Consider the following 15,958-nt stretch of genomic DNA (forward strand, 5'->3'; position numbering starts at 1 on the left):
AATGAAACGCTGCCATATGGACATCGGCCCCATTTGGTTGTTCTAGCTAGAGACTTAACGGCCAGACGCAGGATGCAGGCGACAATGCACGTAGACGAAGCGGCTGCGGAAGCAATGGGCGTTGACGCCGGGCAGCTACGCGCCTTGGCGGACGGGCTGGACCGTGCCTATGTCGCCACCGGCAAACTGCCGCACCTGCGCCTGCTGGTATCGCGCGATGAAAAGCTGTTGCTAAGCCATAGCAGCGGCGCAGCCCGCGCTACCGGCGAACCATTGCGGAATGATGCCCTTTTCCGCATAGCCTCCATGACCAAGCCGGTTACGTCCATCGCTTTCATGATGCTGGCAGAACAAGGGCTGGTGGCGCTGGACGATCCGGTCACGGCGGTGCTGCCGGAATTTGCCGGTCTGCGTGTCGGCCTGAACGGACAAACGCTTCAACGGCCCATGCGGATGATCGATCTGCTGCGGCACACGTCCGGCCTGACTTACGGATTGCAGCAGAGAACGCTGATTGATGCGCGCTACCGCGACTTGGGCCTTGATGAGTTTCACCAGAAACGAAGCTCTGACGATTTCATCCAGACCGTGGCGAGCCTGCCGTTGGAATTTGCTCCCGGCGACCGTTGGAATTATTCCATCTCGACTGATGTGCTGGGCGTCGTTGTCGAACGGGTGAGCGGAATGGATCTGGCAGATTTCTTCGCTGAACGGATATTTCAGCCCCTCGACATGAACGACACATTCTTCGACCTGCCCGATGACAGGGTCGGCCGCATGACCGATGCATGGCAGTTGGGACCGGACGAGCGGCTTTCTTTATACGACCGGGGGGAACGGAGCAGCTGGCGGCGGGCGTCGCGCTTTCGATCGGGCGGCGGCGGCCTGATTTCGAGCGCGGATGACTATCACCGTTTCGCGCTTATGCTCCTGCGCGGCGGCGAGTTGGATGGCGTCCGGCTGTTGCGGCCAGACACGCTGTCGATCATGCATGCCAATCAATTGCCCGGCGGTGCTGACCTCGCCAGCCTGTCTTCATCCATGTTCAGTGAGGCGGATTATGCGGGCGTGGGCTTTGGCCTGGGATTCGCCACCGATCTGGCAACCGGTGAGTTTTTTTGGGGCGGCGTGTTCTCCACCTTCTTCGTCATCCATCCCGCCGAACGAACGATCGGCATATTGATGACGCAGCATTTTCCATCCAACACATACCCCATCCGCCGCGAATTCCGCGACGGGATAAAGGCGTCGATCAAATCGTACGTCTGATCATGCTGCGATAGGAAATTGGCGCGGACCTATGCGCTACTCGTGCAAGGCGCCGGGCTCCGCCGCGACTTGCATGTGCCTGTTCTATATGGTGAGCCCTGCTGGGTTCGAACCAGCGACCTACTGATTAAAAGTTAGCTGGTAGGGCTCAGGTGTTCTGCGGACTTTTGGCCTTCTAAGCCGCGCGACTCGCAACACTTCGCCCACGCTGTTCCATTGATGTTCACGCAGGTCAATGTTATCGTGCTTACTGACACAGGACCTAGTAAGCACATGGCAACGGGCACAATCAACAAGTCATCGGTGGATGCGGCCCAGCCGGGCGCAACCGACAAGATGCTATGGGACGACAAGATCAAGGGCTTCGGCATGAAGGTGACTCCTGCCGGGGCGAAAATCTATCTATTCCAGTATCGTATCGGGGGCAGGGGGGCGAAGACCCGGCGCTTTACCATCGGCAAGCATGGGGCGCTCACGCCTGACAAGGCGCGGCGCGAGGCTGATCGCATTCACATCCTTGTGCGTCAGGGTATCGATCCTCAGGCGGAGAAGCAGGAGCGGCAACGCAAAGCAATTGACCTGGCGTTTTCCGATTATGCTGATCGGTTCGTTGGAGAGTGCCTGAAGGTCCGGTGGAAGCGGTCGCACAAAGATGGCGAAAGCCTGCTGCGCCTCTATGCCAAGCCGGTGCTGGGCTCAAAGCCACTGCCCGACATCACCCGTGCCGACATCCGTGCAGTTCTTGCACCTGCGCGCCGGAAAGTGGCCACCTGTCGCAACCTGTTCGCCGTACTGCGCCGCCTGTTCCGCTGGGCGGTGAGCGAAGGCGACCTTCACTCTTCGCCGCTCGATGGGGTCGAGGCACCAGCCTTGCCGCAGAAGCGCGACCGCTTCTTGTCGGATGACGAATTGCGGTTGGTCTGGCAGGGGACGGGGAAGATGGAATATCCCTTCGCTCCTCTGTTCCGGCTGCTCATCATCACCGGACAGCGCGTGGAAGAGGTCGCCGGGCTGGATTGGTCGGAACTGCATCGCTCGTCCGCCATGTGGTCGCTACCTGCCGACCGCGCCAAGAACGGCGAGGCGTCGCAGGTGCCGCTTTCTGATTTAGCTATCGCTGAAATGGACGCCCTGTCGAAAGGTAAGAAGGGCAAATGGCCTCGTTCTGGGCTGGTATTCACCACAACGGGCGAAACGGCTGTCAGCGGCTTTTCTCGGGCGAAGGCGCGCGTCGATAAGGAAGCGGCAAAGCTGGGAGCCAAGGAAGAAGAGCCGATCACTGTCGCGCCTTGGCGGCTTCACGATCTGCGGCGGACGCTCGCTACCGGGATGCAACGCCTTGGAGTCCGGTTCGAGGTCACAGAGGCGATCCTCAACCATGTTAGTGGCGCTAAATCTGGCGTGGCGGGTGTGTATCAGCGGCATGATTGGGGACCGGAGAAGCGGTCGGCGCTTGATGCGTGGGCAGAGCATATTGGAAAGCTGCTGAACCCACCTGATAAAACGAACGTGGTTTCGCTCGACGCAATGCGAGCGTGACAGATGGCGCGGCTAGGTTTGGCCGCCGAAGAGCTGGCTCCGCACCAGCCCGCCGCGCCGTCAATTTTCATGCGGGATCGCCAGCGGAGGCGAGATGAAAAGTGCCAATTGGCAACGTGACGACTGGAGAATTTGGCGCAACCCACAGGCTTGGCCCTTCGGGCCGTCGGCCTACGTTTACCTTGCTGAAGCAGCAGAGCAGTTGTGTGCGAGAGCTTGGGGTAGGCACTGGCTGAGGCCATTCCATTATGACTGGGCAGAACCGATCCCGCCGTCGGCAGATCAGGTATTCGACGCAAACGGGAACATTGTCTGCGAGGAGACGTATGCCGCTCGCTCTTCGGATGTGCGGGCGATTCTGGGCGCGGGATGGGAATACCTTCCTGTTAGTCGCGACGCGTGGACCCTCGCTCACCAGGCGGCGAAGGCCCGCTTTGTACATGCAGACGCTTTCATGGATCAGCGAGATAAAGCGGTATCGCTCCTGCATGACCTGTTTGCGGAGGGAGTTGTTCAGACAGCCATCAAGGAAATTGCTCATGGGCGCTTCCATCTGGTTGGCCCCCACGCGTGGTATTGTGAAAGGCATGTGGCCGAGGGTCGGATCCGGACCTGTTCCATCGACATGTTGAATGCCTTCGGTGCCGGAACATATACGGACACTGCACCCTTCCCGCTGTTCGTTCCTGAGCAGAGCTTGGAGCAGGCGCTGGTGATCATGGATAACGTGCGGGCGGGCCGAGGGCCGAATGGGCCCACCGTGTCGCCAGGAGCTGACGCGCCACTCGCAAATGAGGGCGAGGTTTCGAAGCGGTCAGAAGTTGGGCAATCAACGGTTGCAGAAATTCAGAATAGCGCTGGAATTCCGGCGAGGCGGGGAGTGCCCCTGACGCGGGGCGTGATTGAGGCTCTGTTCAAAGAGCGGGCGGAAAGGTCTCAGCAAAAGGACGAATGGCGCACTGAGTCTGAAGACACACGTTGGCTTTCGGAACTCGGGGTACCGAGAGCGCGGGATCGGGCTAGGGAACTTCGCAGGAAGTTTCGGGGCGGCATTAGGCCGGTGGGGAAACCAAGAGTGGACTAAATTCCGCAAGAAACTCCGCCAACATCCCTTGTTGCGTAATATGCAGATTTAGCGTGCGAAATTAGCGGCTGCCATTCTTCACTCACGCCCACAGGAGGCCATGCAAAGCGCATCGCCGGGCGGTGGTGAAAATATGAGCGAATTGCTGAATACTGCCGCAGCCGCTCCGCTGATCGGGGTGTCGCCCGGGACACTGGAGAACTGGCGGACGAAGGGGCTCGGCCCCAAATTCATAAAGACCAGCATCGGTCGGCGCGGCAAGGTGCTGTATGACCCTGCCGACATTGACACATGGAAGGCCGCCAATCGCTACGGCAGCACTTCGGAGGTGGCTGCCTGATGCCGGTGGTGACCGCCGGGGCGGCGAAAAAGCCCAAAAAGAAAAGCTGCCCTGTGGCGGGGCAGCTTCTCCAGAACTTCAGTAACAGCAGCGAACACAAGGATAGCGGGACTGACTGGCGCACGCAATTCCTGATTGATCATCACCATGTTTCACCCGTGCTCGCGCGTGTGGCGGCTGCCCTGATCTACGGGGAGACAGGCGATGAGTGACGCCCCCTTTGTCGATCATAGCGGCGCGGCGCTCGCTCTGCTCAACAGCGGCGGACGCTTCACGAGGAAAGCAGGTTCTTTCCTCGGGCAACTCGTTGTCGATCCCACGCCCATGACGGACGCGCAGGCCAACTGGCTTGCCACTCTGCTGGACCGTGCTGGGCTTCCTCCTGTTGCAGGAGACGGAAATGACTGATCTGTTCGACCGTGAATTTCGTGCCAGCCGTGACGGCGGCTATTCTGCGCCCGGCTTCGTCTATCCCCATTCGGCGGGCTTCAAGGGCTCCGCTGAGACAGGACGTGAAGCTGCCGAGGCAATCGCTCCGAAGTTGGGCAACCTCCAGCGCTTGGTTCTGGAGGCGGTCAATGCTCGGGGCGCATACGGCCTCACACCTGAAGAGCTGTCGGATAATCGCGAGATTGGCCGGGTTTCCGTTCAGCCACGCTTTTCCGAACTGAAGGCGAAGGGGCTGATCGTTGACAGCGGGAAGCGCCGCATCAATTCTTCCAGCCGTAAGCGCGCTGTCGTGTGGGTCGCTCGCGAATATGCGCCCCTCATGGAAGGGGGTGACGCGTGAAGGTGGAGGCATTTTCCTACAGCCGCCGTGATCGGCACAGTGATGGCACCATGACACAAGATGCGTTCGCCGCCTTCATCGCGGCAATGGAAGCTGCCGGGGTCCGTCCCACTGAGCCGATTGCCGATCGCCTCGGCTCTGACCTGATCCGCTTCGCCTGCGAGGGCGACGGGTCGGGAAAGCGCAACGGCTGGGCCGTGCTCCATTTGGACGAGCGCCCAGCCGGTGCATTTGGCAACTATCGGCTTCAGGTGTCCGAGACATGGCGTTCCGGTGCCATCATGCGCCTATCCCCAGCGGAGCGGCGGGAAGTGACGGAACGCTACAGGGCAGAGAAGGAGCGGCGCGAAGCGATGCGTCTGCATGAGCAGCAGGAAGCGGCGGCACGGTGCCGCGCTCGTTGGGAGCGGTGCCGGTCAGCGGACCCGCAGCATCCCTACCTCGTCCGCAAGCGTGTGTCGGGCGAAGGACTGAGGCAGGACGGCAATCGCCTGCTCGTGCCCATGCTTGATGCTGGCGGCGTGATCTGGAACTTGCAGGCCATCGCGCCCGATGGCTCCAAACGCTTTGCAACGGGTGGACGACAGGCAGGCTTGTTCTGCCTGATCGGTGATCCCGGTGCGGTCATGCTGGTGGGCGAAGGCTTTGCGACCTGTGCCGCTGCGCGCCGGGCAGCGGGCTATGCCGCCGCCGTAGCGTTTTCCGCTGCCAATCTCTCAGCAACGGCGCAGGCGATGGCCTTGGCCTATCCTGAGGCTGATCTGGTGATCCTCGCGGACGATGATGCCCATCTGGTCGACCATCCGACCATCAGGAAGAATGTAGGGTTGGAGGCCGCACGCGCTGCCGCCCTTGCTGTCGGCGGTCGCCTTGCGATCCCGCCGCGAAAGGATGATGCGGCATGAGCGCGAAGATATTTGACCGCGAGTGTTGGCGAGCAGCCCAAGATCGCCGCGCGAAGCGCGAGGTAGCGGTTATGCGCCAACTCTACGCCGGGCCCGCTCCGCGCAAGCGCCTCTCGCTTGACGAGATCATGGGACCCGCATTCGATCCCACTGGAGGTGCGGCATGACAGTCGCCCCCCGAGATTTTGCCGACGAGCTAGGTGACAGCGCCATCGTTGCGGCAATCCACTCCGCCAAGCCTGTGCGCCTTGTGCAGGCTTCCCCCTATGCCTGGCGCGACCCGGCGACCATTCCGCCTCGTCCGTGGGTATATGGGCGCTGGTTCCTGCGTGGCACAGTCGCCTGTGTCGTCGCCCCGGGCGGAGCGGGCAAATCCACCATGCTGGCGGGCACTGCGCTCGCACTGGCGTCGGGGCAAGACTTCCTCGGCAAGAAGGTCTGGGAAGGCCCGAAGCGGGTCTGGCTCTGGAACCTTGAGGACGACATGGACGAGCTTTCCCGCTCGATCCAGGCCGCCGCAGTCCATCATGGTCTGGAACCGGAGGACATCGCCGGGCGGCTGTTCGTCGACAGCGGCATGGAAGGCGTGGGCCTTTGCACTGCTGTTGAGGCTGATGGGCAATTCAAATTGCTGGAGCCGATCTATGAGGCGCTCACTGCCGAGATCGAGCGGCGGCACATAGATGTGCTGATCGTGGATCCGTTCGTCTCGTCCCATGAGGTGGAGGAAAACGCCAACAGCAAGATCGACAAGATCGCGAAGGCGTGGGGCCGGGTGGCGAAGGCGGCAAACTGTGTCATCGTCCTTGTCCATCATACCAGCAAGGCCGGATCGGCGGATGTGACAGCCATGTCCGCGCGCGGCGCGGTGGCTCTCATCAATGCGGCGCGTTCGACGCTGGTGCTTAACCGGATGACGGATGAGCAGGCGCAGGAATTGGGCATCACGCCGGAGATGCGCGGACGCTATGTCAGCGTGGCCGACGACAAGCACAACCGGGGACCTGCTGAGAAGGCGGACTGGTATGAGCTGGTCGGTGTCGATCTCGGCAACGGGATGGACCATCATCCAGGAGACAGCATCGCCGTTGCGGTCCCGTGGACGCTGCCCGATCCCTTCGATGACGTGACCGCTCAGCATCTGGAGCGGGTCAAGAACGTCATCGAAGGTGGTGAGTGGCGCGAGAACGCACAGTCGTCGCAATGGGCTGGTCACGCGGTGGCACAGGTGCTGGGGCTCGATGCTGACAACAAGGCCGATAAGGGGCGGATCAAGTCTATCCTCCGCCAGTGGATCAGCAATGGCGCGCTGAAGGTAGAACGCCGCATGGATAAGACGCGGCAGGAACGGCCCTTCATCGTGGTTGGCCGCTGGGGTGAGCAGTGATGTGCACCACCTCCAAAATTGTGGTGGTGCAAGGTGGTGCAGTGGTGCGCTCTGAACTGCACCACCACCACCCCCATATAATGGGGTGGTGTGGTGTAGCAGAGCAGTGCAGCCGAAACGTGGTGGTGCAAATTCAGGGTGGTGCGGGGCAGGCTGACTGATGCCGAAGAAAATGAAAAATGGGATCGAATCGGCGCAAGCTATTGCTAAGCGATGCCGGTCAAAGCCGTTGAAAGAAAAGCCTGCCCCAACCGAGAAGAAGGCGCGGGCTATCGCAGCCTCCCGTCTCGCATATGATGGTATGCCAGCGCGTCCGTCATTCGAGGCTAAGTGCAGGCCGGATGGTGCACTGGTTCTCGATGCCCGTCACAATGACGAGCAGGGCGAGAGCTATTTGCTCCATGCGGCGACCGGCTCAGCATCCGACGCATGGGTAAACCATGCGGTGAAGGATTTAGCTAAGGTCGGTGGTGCGCGTGGTGTTGCGGGGGTGACGTCGGCAGAAGTGAACGCGGGATTGGCGTTCCTGTCTGGCGTGGAACCGGGCGACGAGGTGGAAGCGGCCTTGGGCGTGCAGATGTATGCGACGCACCAGCTTGCCGTTGAGATGGCGTCGCTGTGCCGCCACACCAATGATCGTGCTGCTCTGATGGAATATGGGAACATGGCGACCAAGATGATGCGGACGTTTGCGATGCAGGTCGATGCGCTCGCGAAAATCCGGCGCGGCGGTGAGCAGGTAGTGCGGCACGTCCATGTCTATGAAGGGGGCCAGGCCATCGTTGTGGATCAATTCAATCATCACGGGGCAGGAAATGGAAAAGCCTTCGGACAACCCTACGCACCCTTCGCGGGTCATGCGCCTGCGTTCAGCGCCCCGATGCTTAGCCAAGACGCGGCAGGGAACGGAGTGCCAGTCTCCAGCGATCAAGGGCAAAAGACGATGCCGCATGCACGGAGGAAACAGCCCAGGCGCGCCTCGCGGAAACCGGAATAGCTATAAGCATGGGCTGCGATCGGCGGCGATGGTCGAGACCCGCCGGATCATGCGCGGGCTCGTTGCAGCAACGAAAGCGACCATCGGCGGGTTCTGATCGGCGGCACGCGGCATCGCGTAAATACGGGGAAATACGTGAGCGACGCGGCTGTTGTTACAGGAAATAACAGTATGAGTCACAGCAAACCCGGCGCGCAGCAAAGGCCCCGCGCCGGGCTCGATCAGGACGCGCTACGAGCGGATGCCTGAGAAATATACGACCGAATGCGCGCAACCGTTCGAGACGACGGATCTCGCCCTTTCCGCAGGTCGGATACTAGCCGAGGGTCGGATGCGGCCAATCGCCCGAACCGGCTGGCAGACATGCGGTGCTGCCTAAGGTAGCGCTCAATCTCCAACAGGATCGGAGCGGCATAGCGGCCATCCTGCGGCTCCCTCCCTCCCTTGGCTTGCGCTGATTGGTCGAAAGGTACGGCCATGATCGCCGCACCACAGGAGGGATGGAAAGCTGCGGCGGTGTTGTGGCGGCGGATCAGCATGGGTCCGCCTCAGTTGTCGTGTATGAGGCGAGATAGGCTTTAACAGCCTCCCGCATGATCAAATCACGGCGCAACGGGCGCTCGTGTTGAACAAGGGCGCGGCGCTCTTCCTCAGTGATCCCAAGCGACCAGTGCAGGATAACGCCATTCGGTCTAACGGTGTAGCCTCCGCCTAAGTCGACATAGCGGGCCAGCCATCCGGCGGGGTCCAACGGGCGAAAGGGGGCAATGGGGGCCGGAGCCCCCCGGTTGATGTCAGCGGTGTGCATGGTCAGCCCCTCGCGACGAGGCGGCGAACATCGGCAAGTACTCTGCCGATTGCCTCAGGCGTGATCACGCATCCTTCAGCGATGTCCTGCAAGCAGGACAGCTTCCATTCCACGGCGCGAATGTGAGGCCCAGGCAATGCCAGCAGCTTGCTTTCTGCCTCGACCATCGCGTCACAGAGTTCATCGCTAAATGGGGAGGCGTCCGAAGCCTTCCGGGCGACAAGATACTCGGACATGGCCATGTCCCAAGCTGACGTTGATGCGTGAGCAGCACGCGGCATCGCGAAGACAATAGGTGCCAAGGCAAGGCCAGCGATCAGTGAGCGACGATCGGTCATGACAACGCCTTTCCAGCAATACGGCGGAGGTCGGTCAGCACCTCGTCGTTATCAACCTGCCCTTCGGTTTCCTGGATGAACTCAACCTTGGCTATGAGATCCGCCACTGTGGTGACGGGGAAGTGCTCCACCGTGCGCATGGCGCGGCAGCTGATATCGGTTAGCCGGTCCTGCTCCCTGTCGAGAGCGTCCATGCTGTGGCGCTGGTGGATGCGCCGTTCTTGTGAGGCCCGCCACGCCAGCTTTTCCTCAAACTCCTCTAGCAGCGCTAGATACGACTTCGCTAAGCGGTGGCCTTCATTGATCACTTCGCGGCAGTGGCGCGCTTCCACGAGATTGGATTGACAATCTGTCGACCACTGGACGAGCTTGCCGCCGCATTCATGCCGCGTCTCTGTGGTGAGGTGCGGGATTTTCGCCACTTCAGCCTTGCAGGCCTTCCAGGCGGGCGCATAGGCCCTGTCGTGCCACGCATTCTCCTGGTTTGCTGCCTTGTGGTAATCGGAAATTGCATCCGTGATGGCGCGGCTTGGCGTCGCGTCCGGGCGAGCGACGCTTGTCATCGCCGTGGCGACGGCAGGGGCGGCGATTACGGCAGGTACGATGGCGAGAGCGCGCATGACATTGCGGCGCGAAGTTGATACTTCGGACATAGCTTCAATCCCTCTTCAACAGGGGTTGCGGTTAGGGCTGTAGGAGAGTTAGCGCTTTCCTATGGCCCGCTTTTTAGATATCCAATAATTATGAGTGATGCAATAGCGGATATCGGAAAAAAGAAGCGGCGCGGTCGCCCGGCGGTTGGCGCGACCGGTGTTATGGTCAAACTGGCTCCTCCGGATTTGGCCGCTCTCGACGGATGGGTAGCCAGACAACCTGATCACCCATCCCGACCGGAGGCGATCCGCAGGCTCATCTCCAAGGGAATGCATCAAGAGTAGCTGGTAGGGCGTTGTCTCGCATTGCGGCGCGCGTTATCTGTAATTCGTGGCTACGCCTTTAGAAAAATTCCGTAAGCGCTTCGGCCTTTCGCTCGGTGATCTTGCCGTTCGCATTAATGTGTCTGAGACTCAGCTGAAGAAATGGGAGCGTCGGTGGGAGGATATTCCGCCAGACATTCTGCGCGAGATCGCCGTAACCTACGGCGTCAGCGTTGCCTCGATTCTCGGGGAGGAATGCCCAGTAGAACGGTGGGGGAGTTACCCGTTCGCGATCAATGAACCCGAGGAACTGTACGGCACCTTGCGGCTCACCTTTACCGATGGCCATCAAGCTGAGTTTCCGATTAGCATAAAAGTGCGAGAGTCAGTCCTTAGCCAACTTGCCCGACGCAGTTTTCACGATTGTGAAAATAGGCCTGGCACAGAGCCTTGGCTCTACTTCTGGACTCTCGACGATCGGATCGCGTTCGCAAGGATGTCGTTGCTTAGTGAAATTGATTTGATCAGTGATGATGAGCGCGAAGCGCCCTATCACGCGCATCCCGAGGTCTACCGACATCTTCTCACATTCTCATATGATGATGATACTGACCGGGAGGAAGAAGGCTCCGTTAAAGGAAGGATGAGCGAAGCCTTAGCAGAGCATTACGAAGAACTAGGAGGGATGTCCGTTGCATCGCAACGCGCCACGCACGCCCAACTGGTGTTCAAAGATGGTAGAGATTTGTATGCTTCTTGCAAAACTCCCGAGGAAGTGGCTGGATTTTTTATCCTTGACTTGACTGCTTCAGAAATTCCCACATCCTCATTTCTACAGATTGAGGATTCTTACGACTACCATGAAGCCTACTTCGTGAATCTCGATGTGCTTCGTTTTATCAGCATCCCGTCTGAAGCGTATCATCGGTACTCGGCTCCTGAAGATGAGGGCGACGTTGCTGAAGCCGACGCAGGGCAAGCAAGCGTTGACAGGACTACATAGCTTGTTTTCTCAGCATGAACCGATAGGGTTGATCTAATGGATGCAGACCCTCAAGTTCATGATCTGATTGCCAACCCTTTCATCCCGCTGTGCTGGCTGGCTGTGTTGTTCGCAGCTGTCGCATGGCTCCGCGTCTGGCGGCGCTTATCAGCGCTCAGCGATAGGGGATACCAGACAGCTAGTGTCTGGACGTTGGTGGAGCCTGCGGCGCTGTTCACCAGCGGGGCCATGTTTCTAGGACTCATCGCATGGGTGTGGCAAGGCGCGGCGTAAGGGTCAGGGGTGGACCACTCTTTCGTTGACCTCGGGCACTTTCTCCATAGTTTGCGCGGGATGATCTCCGTTATCCTGTTTGCCGCTGCCGTTACCGTCGTAGATGGCGACACAATTCGCATCGATGGTGAGCGCATTCGGCTCTTGGGGATCGATGCGCCTGAGATGCACGGTTGCCGACAGGGCAGGGTGTGTGTCCCTGGCGATGGACAGGCAAGCAAGCGCAACCTTGAGGCTATGATGGGCGGGGAGATCAGCGTCCAGCGCGTGGGGCAGGATCGCTATGGTCGCACGCTTGCGCAGGTCTATGTCGGAGGGCGTAACGTCGCTTGTGAGCAGTTGCGGCGCGGGCAGGCGGTCTACGTGGCGAAGTGGGACACTGGTGGCAGGCTGGCGAGGGAGTGCCCCTGATGCGCCCGTCTTACATACTGATACCGTCAGTAGCCGCTGTTGTTGCCATTTCAGTTGGGGATAAGGGCTACGGCTGGCCGTTCGTGGGGGCGCACTTCCTGCTCGCAGTCGCGATTATTTTCGGCTTTGCAAAACTTGGGAACGAAATATTTGGAAGGCGGCGGTGACGATCCGATGCGAATGATCGAAGGGGAATTTCGAGTGGACAAGGGGGTCAACGATGACGCTACATACCTTAGGCCCTGAGAGCACCGCCCAAGATGAGCGGGTTATCGGCAAAGCCTACCACGTTCACCTGCTTCCCCTCATGGCTGCTATCCCCTTAGCGATTGCGTACTTTTTCGACTTGAAATGGGTGGTGGCTGTGAGCGCGGCACTGATTATTGCCCAAGGGCACGAAGCAGGAGGACGTCTTCACGAGATGTGCATCCGGCTAAGGCGCACGAACATTCTGCTTCGCCAGCATCACCCCAGCGGTGACGGTGTATTGTAGGGGGATGGGGTAGGGTCCAGGTGTGATCGAATGGAGCTATCAGGCTGCTGGATCACTTCCTTAGTGACTTTTCAACTCTGAGGTGACATAGGGAGCGCATGATGGCTCATGCTCTACGTTTCCAATTCAACGAGAGTAAGGGAGTTGAGGCTCTAGCCTATATCGCGCAAAAGTGGTCCGGCATCACTGCGTTTTATGCCTCCAAGGTGCTTTTCTTCGCTGAAAAGAAGCATTTGAACCGTTACAGCCGTCCGATAGTCGGCGACACATTTATCGCTATGCCGAACGGGCCAGTCCCTTCTACCCTCTACGACTTCATCAAGGGCAAGCTGGATCACGCTGGCGATCCGGACGCGATTATGCGCGCTCTCCTCATTCAACGCGACCCGTATCCCCGGATTGACGCCCACCGGCCTGCTGACCAAGAGATATTGTCGCCTAGCGACATAGAATGCCTAGAAGAGGCTATCAGCTTCTGCCGGGGCAAATCCTTTTCCTCTTTGTCTGGCATCACGCATCAGGAAAAGGCGTGGATGGATGCGCCGCAGAACGGCCCTATGGATTACGCTGATCTGATCGATGGCGATGATCGGGAAGAAATTCTTGCAGAAGCTGCTGAGTTCGCTGCATACGGCGTTTTGTGAGTGTTGGGCATATCTACGTAATAGAAACTGTTCTGGCTAATCCCAGGAAGGAAAAGATTACGCTTTGCGTCTGTGCAGCGGACAATCTTTTCTTTTGGTTTAATACCAAGCCAGCAAGGCATGGACAGGGACAACTACCCCTGTCGGAGGATGATCATCATTACCTCACGCATGATTGCTTTTTAGATTGCTCTCGCGCGACAACGTTTCCAGCGTTTGAGCTTGAGGATGCAAAGCATATAGGTCCAATTTCGCGAGACCTCGCGTGGAAGATCATAGCTTTTTTGGAAGCTTCGCCCCCTACCACCCTCCCACCGAAACAGCTCAACTTGTTCATCGCAAACCTGCGAACGATCTGAGCATTCTTCCTTGCTCGTCCAACCGGCCCCGCCCTAACCCGGCGCGGTTTTCTTTTGCCCAACAGCCTCGCTTCGGCGGGGCTTTTTGCGTCATGTCCGGTTTAACCAAGGCGAATCATTTCGTTAGCGGCATGTAACCCGCGCAGGCTTCACCTGTAGTGCGACCCTAACTGGCCCTGCCTCTCTTTCAGCGAGGCGGGGCTTTTCTTCGCTCCGCATTATTCCACGACGAGATGAGGCGACGGCATAGATGCGATGAGGTCGCCAGCGCTGACGCCCCAGGCGATCGCCAGAGCATCCAGTTCGGCGCGGGAAAGATAATCACCCCGGCTGATCGCTTCCAAACGGCGCTCAGACATGCCGGTCATCTTCGCCAGTCTGGATGTGGCGACACATTTCTGCATCTGCCATGCGCTGAACCAACGTGTTCCCGTCTTAACCATGTGCGCAACCGGATGATCTGGTGCCCAGCGATCCAGTTGTTGCGGGACGGGTCGTTCTCCCTTCCGTCGGCTCACAGCAGGGCTCCTTGCTCGACCGGCTGAAAGTAGCGAGCCGCGCTGACCGCGTTTCGATAATGGACCGTCTGAAGTCGTTCCGCCTCGTCGAATGGAACAGGTGTCCACTCCTCAGACGGATAGACGGTTTCATAGATCACGCGCGCAGCCGCGCGCAGTGGTGCCTGATGGTGCTCAGCCACGGGTTCCTCCAGCGATTCGTTGTTCCTGCATTGTGGAACATAAAGAGAACACTTGGCAATATTCCGATGCAAGGGTTCGCGCGGACGTCGCGACCCGCACAGCGCGAATCGCCGAAATTGCTTGGTTATGTATCACCAAAGTGGTACTATGATACCCGTCAAGGAGAATGTTAATGCGGGCGCATACACACAACGCTGCGGTTCGGTTCAGGGTGAACGAGGCCCTGTTGGCCGCAGCCACACATAAAGCGCAGCGTGAGGGGATGAGCCTTTCAGAATTGTTGCGCCATGCGGTCCGTAATGCCGTGCGGGACGCGGTATGATCGCGCAACGCGAGATGGGCAATCCTGCAGAACACCTGCGTTCGGCAGCGATGGGCGATCTTCCCGCGCAGCGGGCGTTTGTCCAAATCGGGCTGCAGATGATTGGCAGCGGCGGCGTTGATCCCATCTGGGGTTATAATGGCGTCCTGATTTGGGCGCGGATTGCGGCAGCGCATGGTTACCCAGAGGACCGGCAGGTGCTCGCCGGGTGCCTTTGTGGTTTGGCGCGCACGATCTCCGAGAATGGGAGCGAGGAGGCGGCGACTGAAGTCATGGTCGAGGCTGTCGCTATTGCCGACGAACTTGCGGATGAAGGCTGTGAGCTGTCGGCCAAGGTTCTCAATCAGTTGGTCGAGATACTGCCTCCGCGCGTTGCGAGCGAGGCAAAAGCATTCAGGGACAGCCGCCCGCGCGTTCGGGATGAGCAGAATGAGGAAAGGCAATAAGATGGGCTTGAGCGGCGGTTCTACCAACAAATCCTATTCGGGGTCAGCCCAACCTTGGGCAAAGAAAATCGCGGAGCCCGCTGCGCAGAATGTCATGGGTGTGTTCAACCAGAACCAGCCCGGCCTCGCCAAACTGACCGACACGGTTCAGGGCACTGTACCCGGCCTCTCGTCCAACTTCTCGGGGTGGAGCCCCACGGTGGGGCAGAGCCAGGACTATTATGGCGATGTGCTGGATGGGAAGTTCCTAGATCCATCCAGTAATCCCGGCCTCAAGAGCGTCCTTGATCGCAATATGCGTGATGTGACCGATCAGGTTAATTCGCAGTTCTCTATGGCTGGACGCTACGGCTCGAACGCGCATGTCGGGACCCAAACGCGTGAATTGGCCGATAGCAATGGCGCGATCATGGCAGACGCCTACAATCGCGAACGCGGTTATCAGGGGCAGGCGGCGGGCGCGGTAAACGATGCCAGCAATCAATCGCTGGCGGCGCTGCTTCAGGCGGCAGGCGTGGGCGCGGAACTGCCTTATACCGGCACGAATAACCTGTCGTCGGCATTGTCGGCGCTGTTTAGCGGTGGCACGCAGAAGTCAACGCAGAGCGGCGGTATTGGCGGGGTCCTCCAGGGGATCGGCAGCATTGGATCGAGCGCAGCGGCGCTTGCTCCTGTCATGTCGGATCACCGCCTGAAGTCGAATATCGAAAAGGTGGGAGCGTTCCCTGACGGTCTCGGCGTTTATGATTACGACTATATCGATGCACCGAGCGCGGACGTCGCAGCGTTAATGCCGGAGGGTCGCCAGCGCGGCGTAATGGCATCGGAAGTTGCTAAACTTCGGCCATGGGCGCTTGGGCCTGATATTGGCGGCTTCCAGACCGTGAATTACGGTGCGCTCTGATGGCATTTGGGATGGGAAACAGAGAGGG

21 protein-coding genes are annotated in these 15,958 nt (G+C 59.4%); 16 read left to right on the top strand and 5 right to left on the bottom strand.

The annotated features are described in order from the left end of the window. The first annotated feature begins 72 nt into the window (after nucleotides 1-72). The 8 genes from FHS54_RS07080 (at nucleotide 73) to FHS54_RS07115 (ending at nucleotide 7,314) form a co-directional block, all read left to right on the top strand. Complete coding sequence (locus FHS54_RS07080; protein WP_167303099.1) at nucleotides 73-1,269, top strand: serine hydrolase domain-containing protein; 1,197 nt, start codon at nucleotides 73-75, stop codon at nucleotides 1,267-1,269. A gap of 273 nt (nucleotides 1,270-1,542) precedes the next feature. Further along, complete coding sequence (locus tag FHS54_RS07085) at nucleotides 1,543-2,808, top strand: tyrosine-type recombinase/integrase (protein WP_167303100.1); 1,266 nt, start codon at nucleotides 1,543-1,545, stop codon at nucleotides 2,806-2,808. A gap of 1,184 nt (nucleotides 2,809-3,992) precedes the next feature. Next, nucleotides 3,993-4,232, top strand: a complete 240-nt coding sequence (locus FHS54_RS07090) for a helix-turn-helix transcriptional regulator (protein WP_208404815.1) — start codon at nucleotides 3,993-3,995, stop codon at nucleotides 4,230-4,232. Further along, complete coding sequence (locus FHS54_RS07095) at nucleotides 4,232-4,444, top strand: hypothetical protein (RefSeq protein ID WP_167303101.1); 213 nt, start codon at nucleotides 4,232-4,234, stop codon at nucleotides 4,442-4,444. The genes FHS54_RS07090 and FHS54_RS07095 overlap by 1 nt, the downstream gene beginning before the upstream one ends. After that, entirely contained in the window at nucleotides 4,437-4,640 is a 204-nt protein-coding gene (locus tag FHS54_RS07100) for a hypothetical protein (protein WP_167303102.1), read from the top strand. Before FHS54_RS07095 ends, FHS54_RS07100 begins: the two co-directional genes overlap by 8 nt. Further along, a complete protein-coding gene (locus FHS54_RS07105) occupies nucleotides 4,633-5,022 on the top strand; it encodes a hypothetical protein (protein WP_243855684.1) in 390 nt (129 codons plus the stop codon). Before FHS54_RS07100 ends, FHS54_RS07105 begins: the two co-directional genes overlap by 8 nt. Beyond that, nucleotides 5,019-5,927 carry a primase/helicase family protein gene (locus FHS54_RS07110; RefSeq protein WP_341785953.1) on the top strand — a complete coding sequence of 303 codons (909 nt, stop codon included), beginning with the start codon at nucleotides 5,019-5,021 and terminating at the stop codon, nucleotides 5,925-5,927. The genes FHS54_RS07105 and FHS54_RS07110 overlap by 4 nt, the downstream gene beginning before the upstream one ends. 163 nt (nucleotides 5,928-6,090) lie before the next feature. Next, entirely contained in the window at nucleotides 6,091-7,314 is a 1,224-nt protein-coding gene (locus FHS54_RS07115) for an AAA family ATPase (RefSeq protein WP_167303103.1), read from the top strand. A gap of 454 nt (nucleotides 7,315-7,768) precedes the next feature. Here FHS54_RS07115 and FHS54_RS07120 read toward each other — a convergent pair whose 3' ends face one another. After that, complete coding sequence (locus FHS54_RS07120; RefSeq protein ID WP_167303104.1) at nucleotides 7,769-8,149, bottom strand: hypothetical protein; 381 nt, start codon at nucleotides 8,147-8,149, stop codon at nucleotides 7,769-7,771. 22 nt (nucleotides 8,150-8,171) lie between these two features. On the opposite strand from FHS54_RS07120, the gene FHS54_RS16655 reads away from it, so the two are divergent. Further along, entirely contained in the window at nucleotides 8,172-8,408 is a 237-nt protein-coding gene (locus FHS54_RS16655) for an HGGxSTG domain-containing protein (protein ID WP_425057301.1), read from the top strand. Between the two features lie 713 nt (nucleotides 8,409-9,121). On the opposite strand, the gene FHS54_RS07125 is transcribed toward FHS54_RS16655, so the two are convergent. After that, nucleotides 9,122-9,457, bottom strand: coding sequence for a hypothetical protein (locus FHS54_RS07125; protein ID WP_167303105.1), 336 nt, complete (start codon nucleotides 9,455-9,457; stop codon nucleotides 9,122-9,124). Then, a complete protein-coding gene (locus FHS54_RS07130) occupies nucleotides 9,454-10,110 on the bottom strand; it encodes a hypothetical protein (RefSeq protein ID WP_167303106.1) in 657 nt (218 codons plus the stop codon). Before FHS54_RS07130 ends, FHS54_RS07125 begins: the two co-directional genes overlap by 4 nt. Before the next feature lie 331 nt (nucleotides 10,111-10,441). On the opposite strand from FHS54_RS07130, the gene FHS54_RS07135 reads away from it, so the two are divergent. From FHS54_RS07135 to FHS54_RS07150, 4 genes are all read left to right on the top strand, one after another. Beyond that, nucleotides 10,442-11,377: a helix-turn-helix domain-containing protein gene (locus FHS54_RS07135; protein WP_167303107.1), complete on the top strand. Its 936-nt coding sequence runs from the start codon at nucleotides 10,442-10,444 to the stop codon at nucleotides 11,375-11,377. Nucleotides 11,378-11,710: 333 nt separating this feature from the next. Next, nucleotides 11,711-12,061 carry a thermonuclease family protein gene (locus tag FHS54_RS07140; protein WP_167303108.1) on the top strand — a complete coding sequence of 117 codons (351 nt, stop codon included), beginning with the start codon at nucleotides 11,711-11,713 and terminating at the stop codon, nucleotides 12,059-12,061. Nucleotides 12,062-12,281: 220 nt separating this feature from the next. Further along, entirely contained in the window at nucleotides 12,282-12,554 is a 273-nt protein-coding gene (locus FHS54_RS07145) for a hypothetical protein (RefSeq protein ID WP_167303109.1), read from the top strand. A gap of 98 nt (nucleotides 12,555-12,652) precedes the next feature. Next, on the top strand, nucleotides 12,653-13,198 hold the full coding sequence (locus FHS54_RS07150) for a Panacea domain-containing protein (RefSeq protein ID WP_167303110.1): 546 nt from the start codon (nucleotides 12,653-12,655) through the stop codon (nucleotides 13,196-13,198). Nucleotides 13,199-13,775: 577 nt separating this feature from the next. Here FHS54_RS07150 and FHS54_RS07155 read toward each other — a convergent pair. Together FHS54_RS07155 and FHS54_RS07160 are read right to left on the bottom strand one after the other, a co-directional pair. Then, nucleotides 13,776-13,916 carry a hypothetical protein gene (locus FHS54_RS07155; protein WP_167303111.1) on the bottom strand — a complete coding sequence of 47 codons (141 nt, stop codon included), beginning with the start codon at nucleotides 13,914-13,916 and terminating at the stop codon, nucleotides 13,776-13,778. A gap of 155 nt (nucleotides 13,917-14,071) precedes the next feature. After that, nucleotides 14,072-14,257 (bottom strand): hypothetical protein, encoded by a 186-nt coding sequence (locus tag FHS54_RS07160; protein WP_167303112.1) that lies wholly within the window; start codon nucleotides 14,255-14,257, stop codon nucleotides 14,072-14,074. Nucleotides 14,258-14,430: 173 nt separating this feature from the next. On the opposite strand from FHS54_RS07160, the gene FHS54_RS16660 reads away from it, so the two are divergent. From FHS54_RS16660 to FHS54_RS07175, 3 genes are all read left to right on the top strand, one after another. Then, nucleotides 14,431-14,580 carry a ribbon-helix-helix protein, CopG family gene (locus tag FHS54_RS16660; protein WP_167303113.1) on the top strand — a complete coding sequence of 50 codons (150 nt, stop codon included), beginning with the start codon at nucleotides 14,431-14,433 and terminating at the stop codon, nucleotides 14,578-14,580. Then, nucleotides 14,577-15,026: a hypothetical protein gene (locus FHS54_RS07170; RefSeq protein WP_167303114.1), complete on the top strand. Its 450-nt coding sequence runs from the start codon at nucleotides 14,577-14,579 to the stop codon at nucleotides 15,024-15,026. Before FHS54_RS16660 ends, FHS54_RS07170 begins: the two co-directional genes overlap by 4 nt. A 94-nt stretch (nucleotides 15,027-15,120) precedes the next feature. Continuing rightward, nucleotides 15,121-15,930 (top strand): tail fiber domain-containing protein, encoded by an 810-nt coding sequence (locus FHS54_RS07175; protein ID WP_167303115.1) that lies wholly within the window; start codon nucleotides 15,121-15,123, stop codon nucleotides 15,928-15,930. Nucleotides 15,931-15,958 lie beyond the last annotated feature (28 nt).

The sequence above is a fragment of the Sphingobium vermicomposti genome, assembly GCF_011762025.1.
GTDB lineage: Bacteria > Pseudomonadota > Alphaproteobacteria > Sphingomonadales > Sphingomonadaceae > Sphingobium > Sphingobium vermicomposti.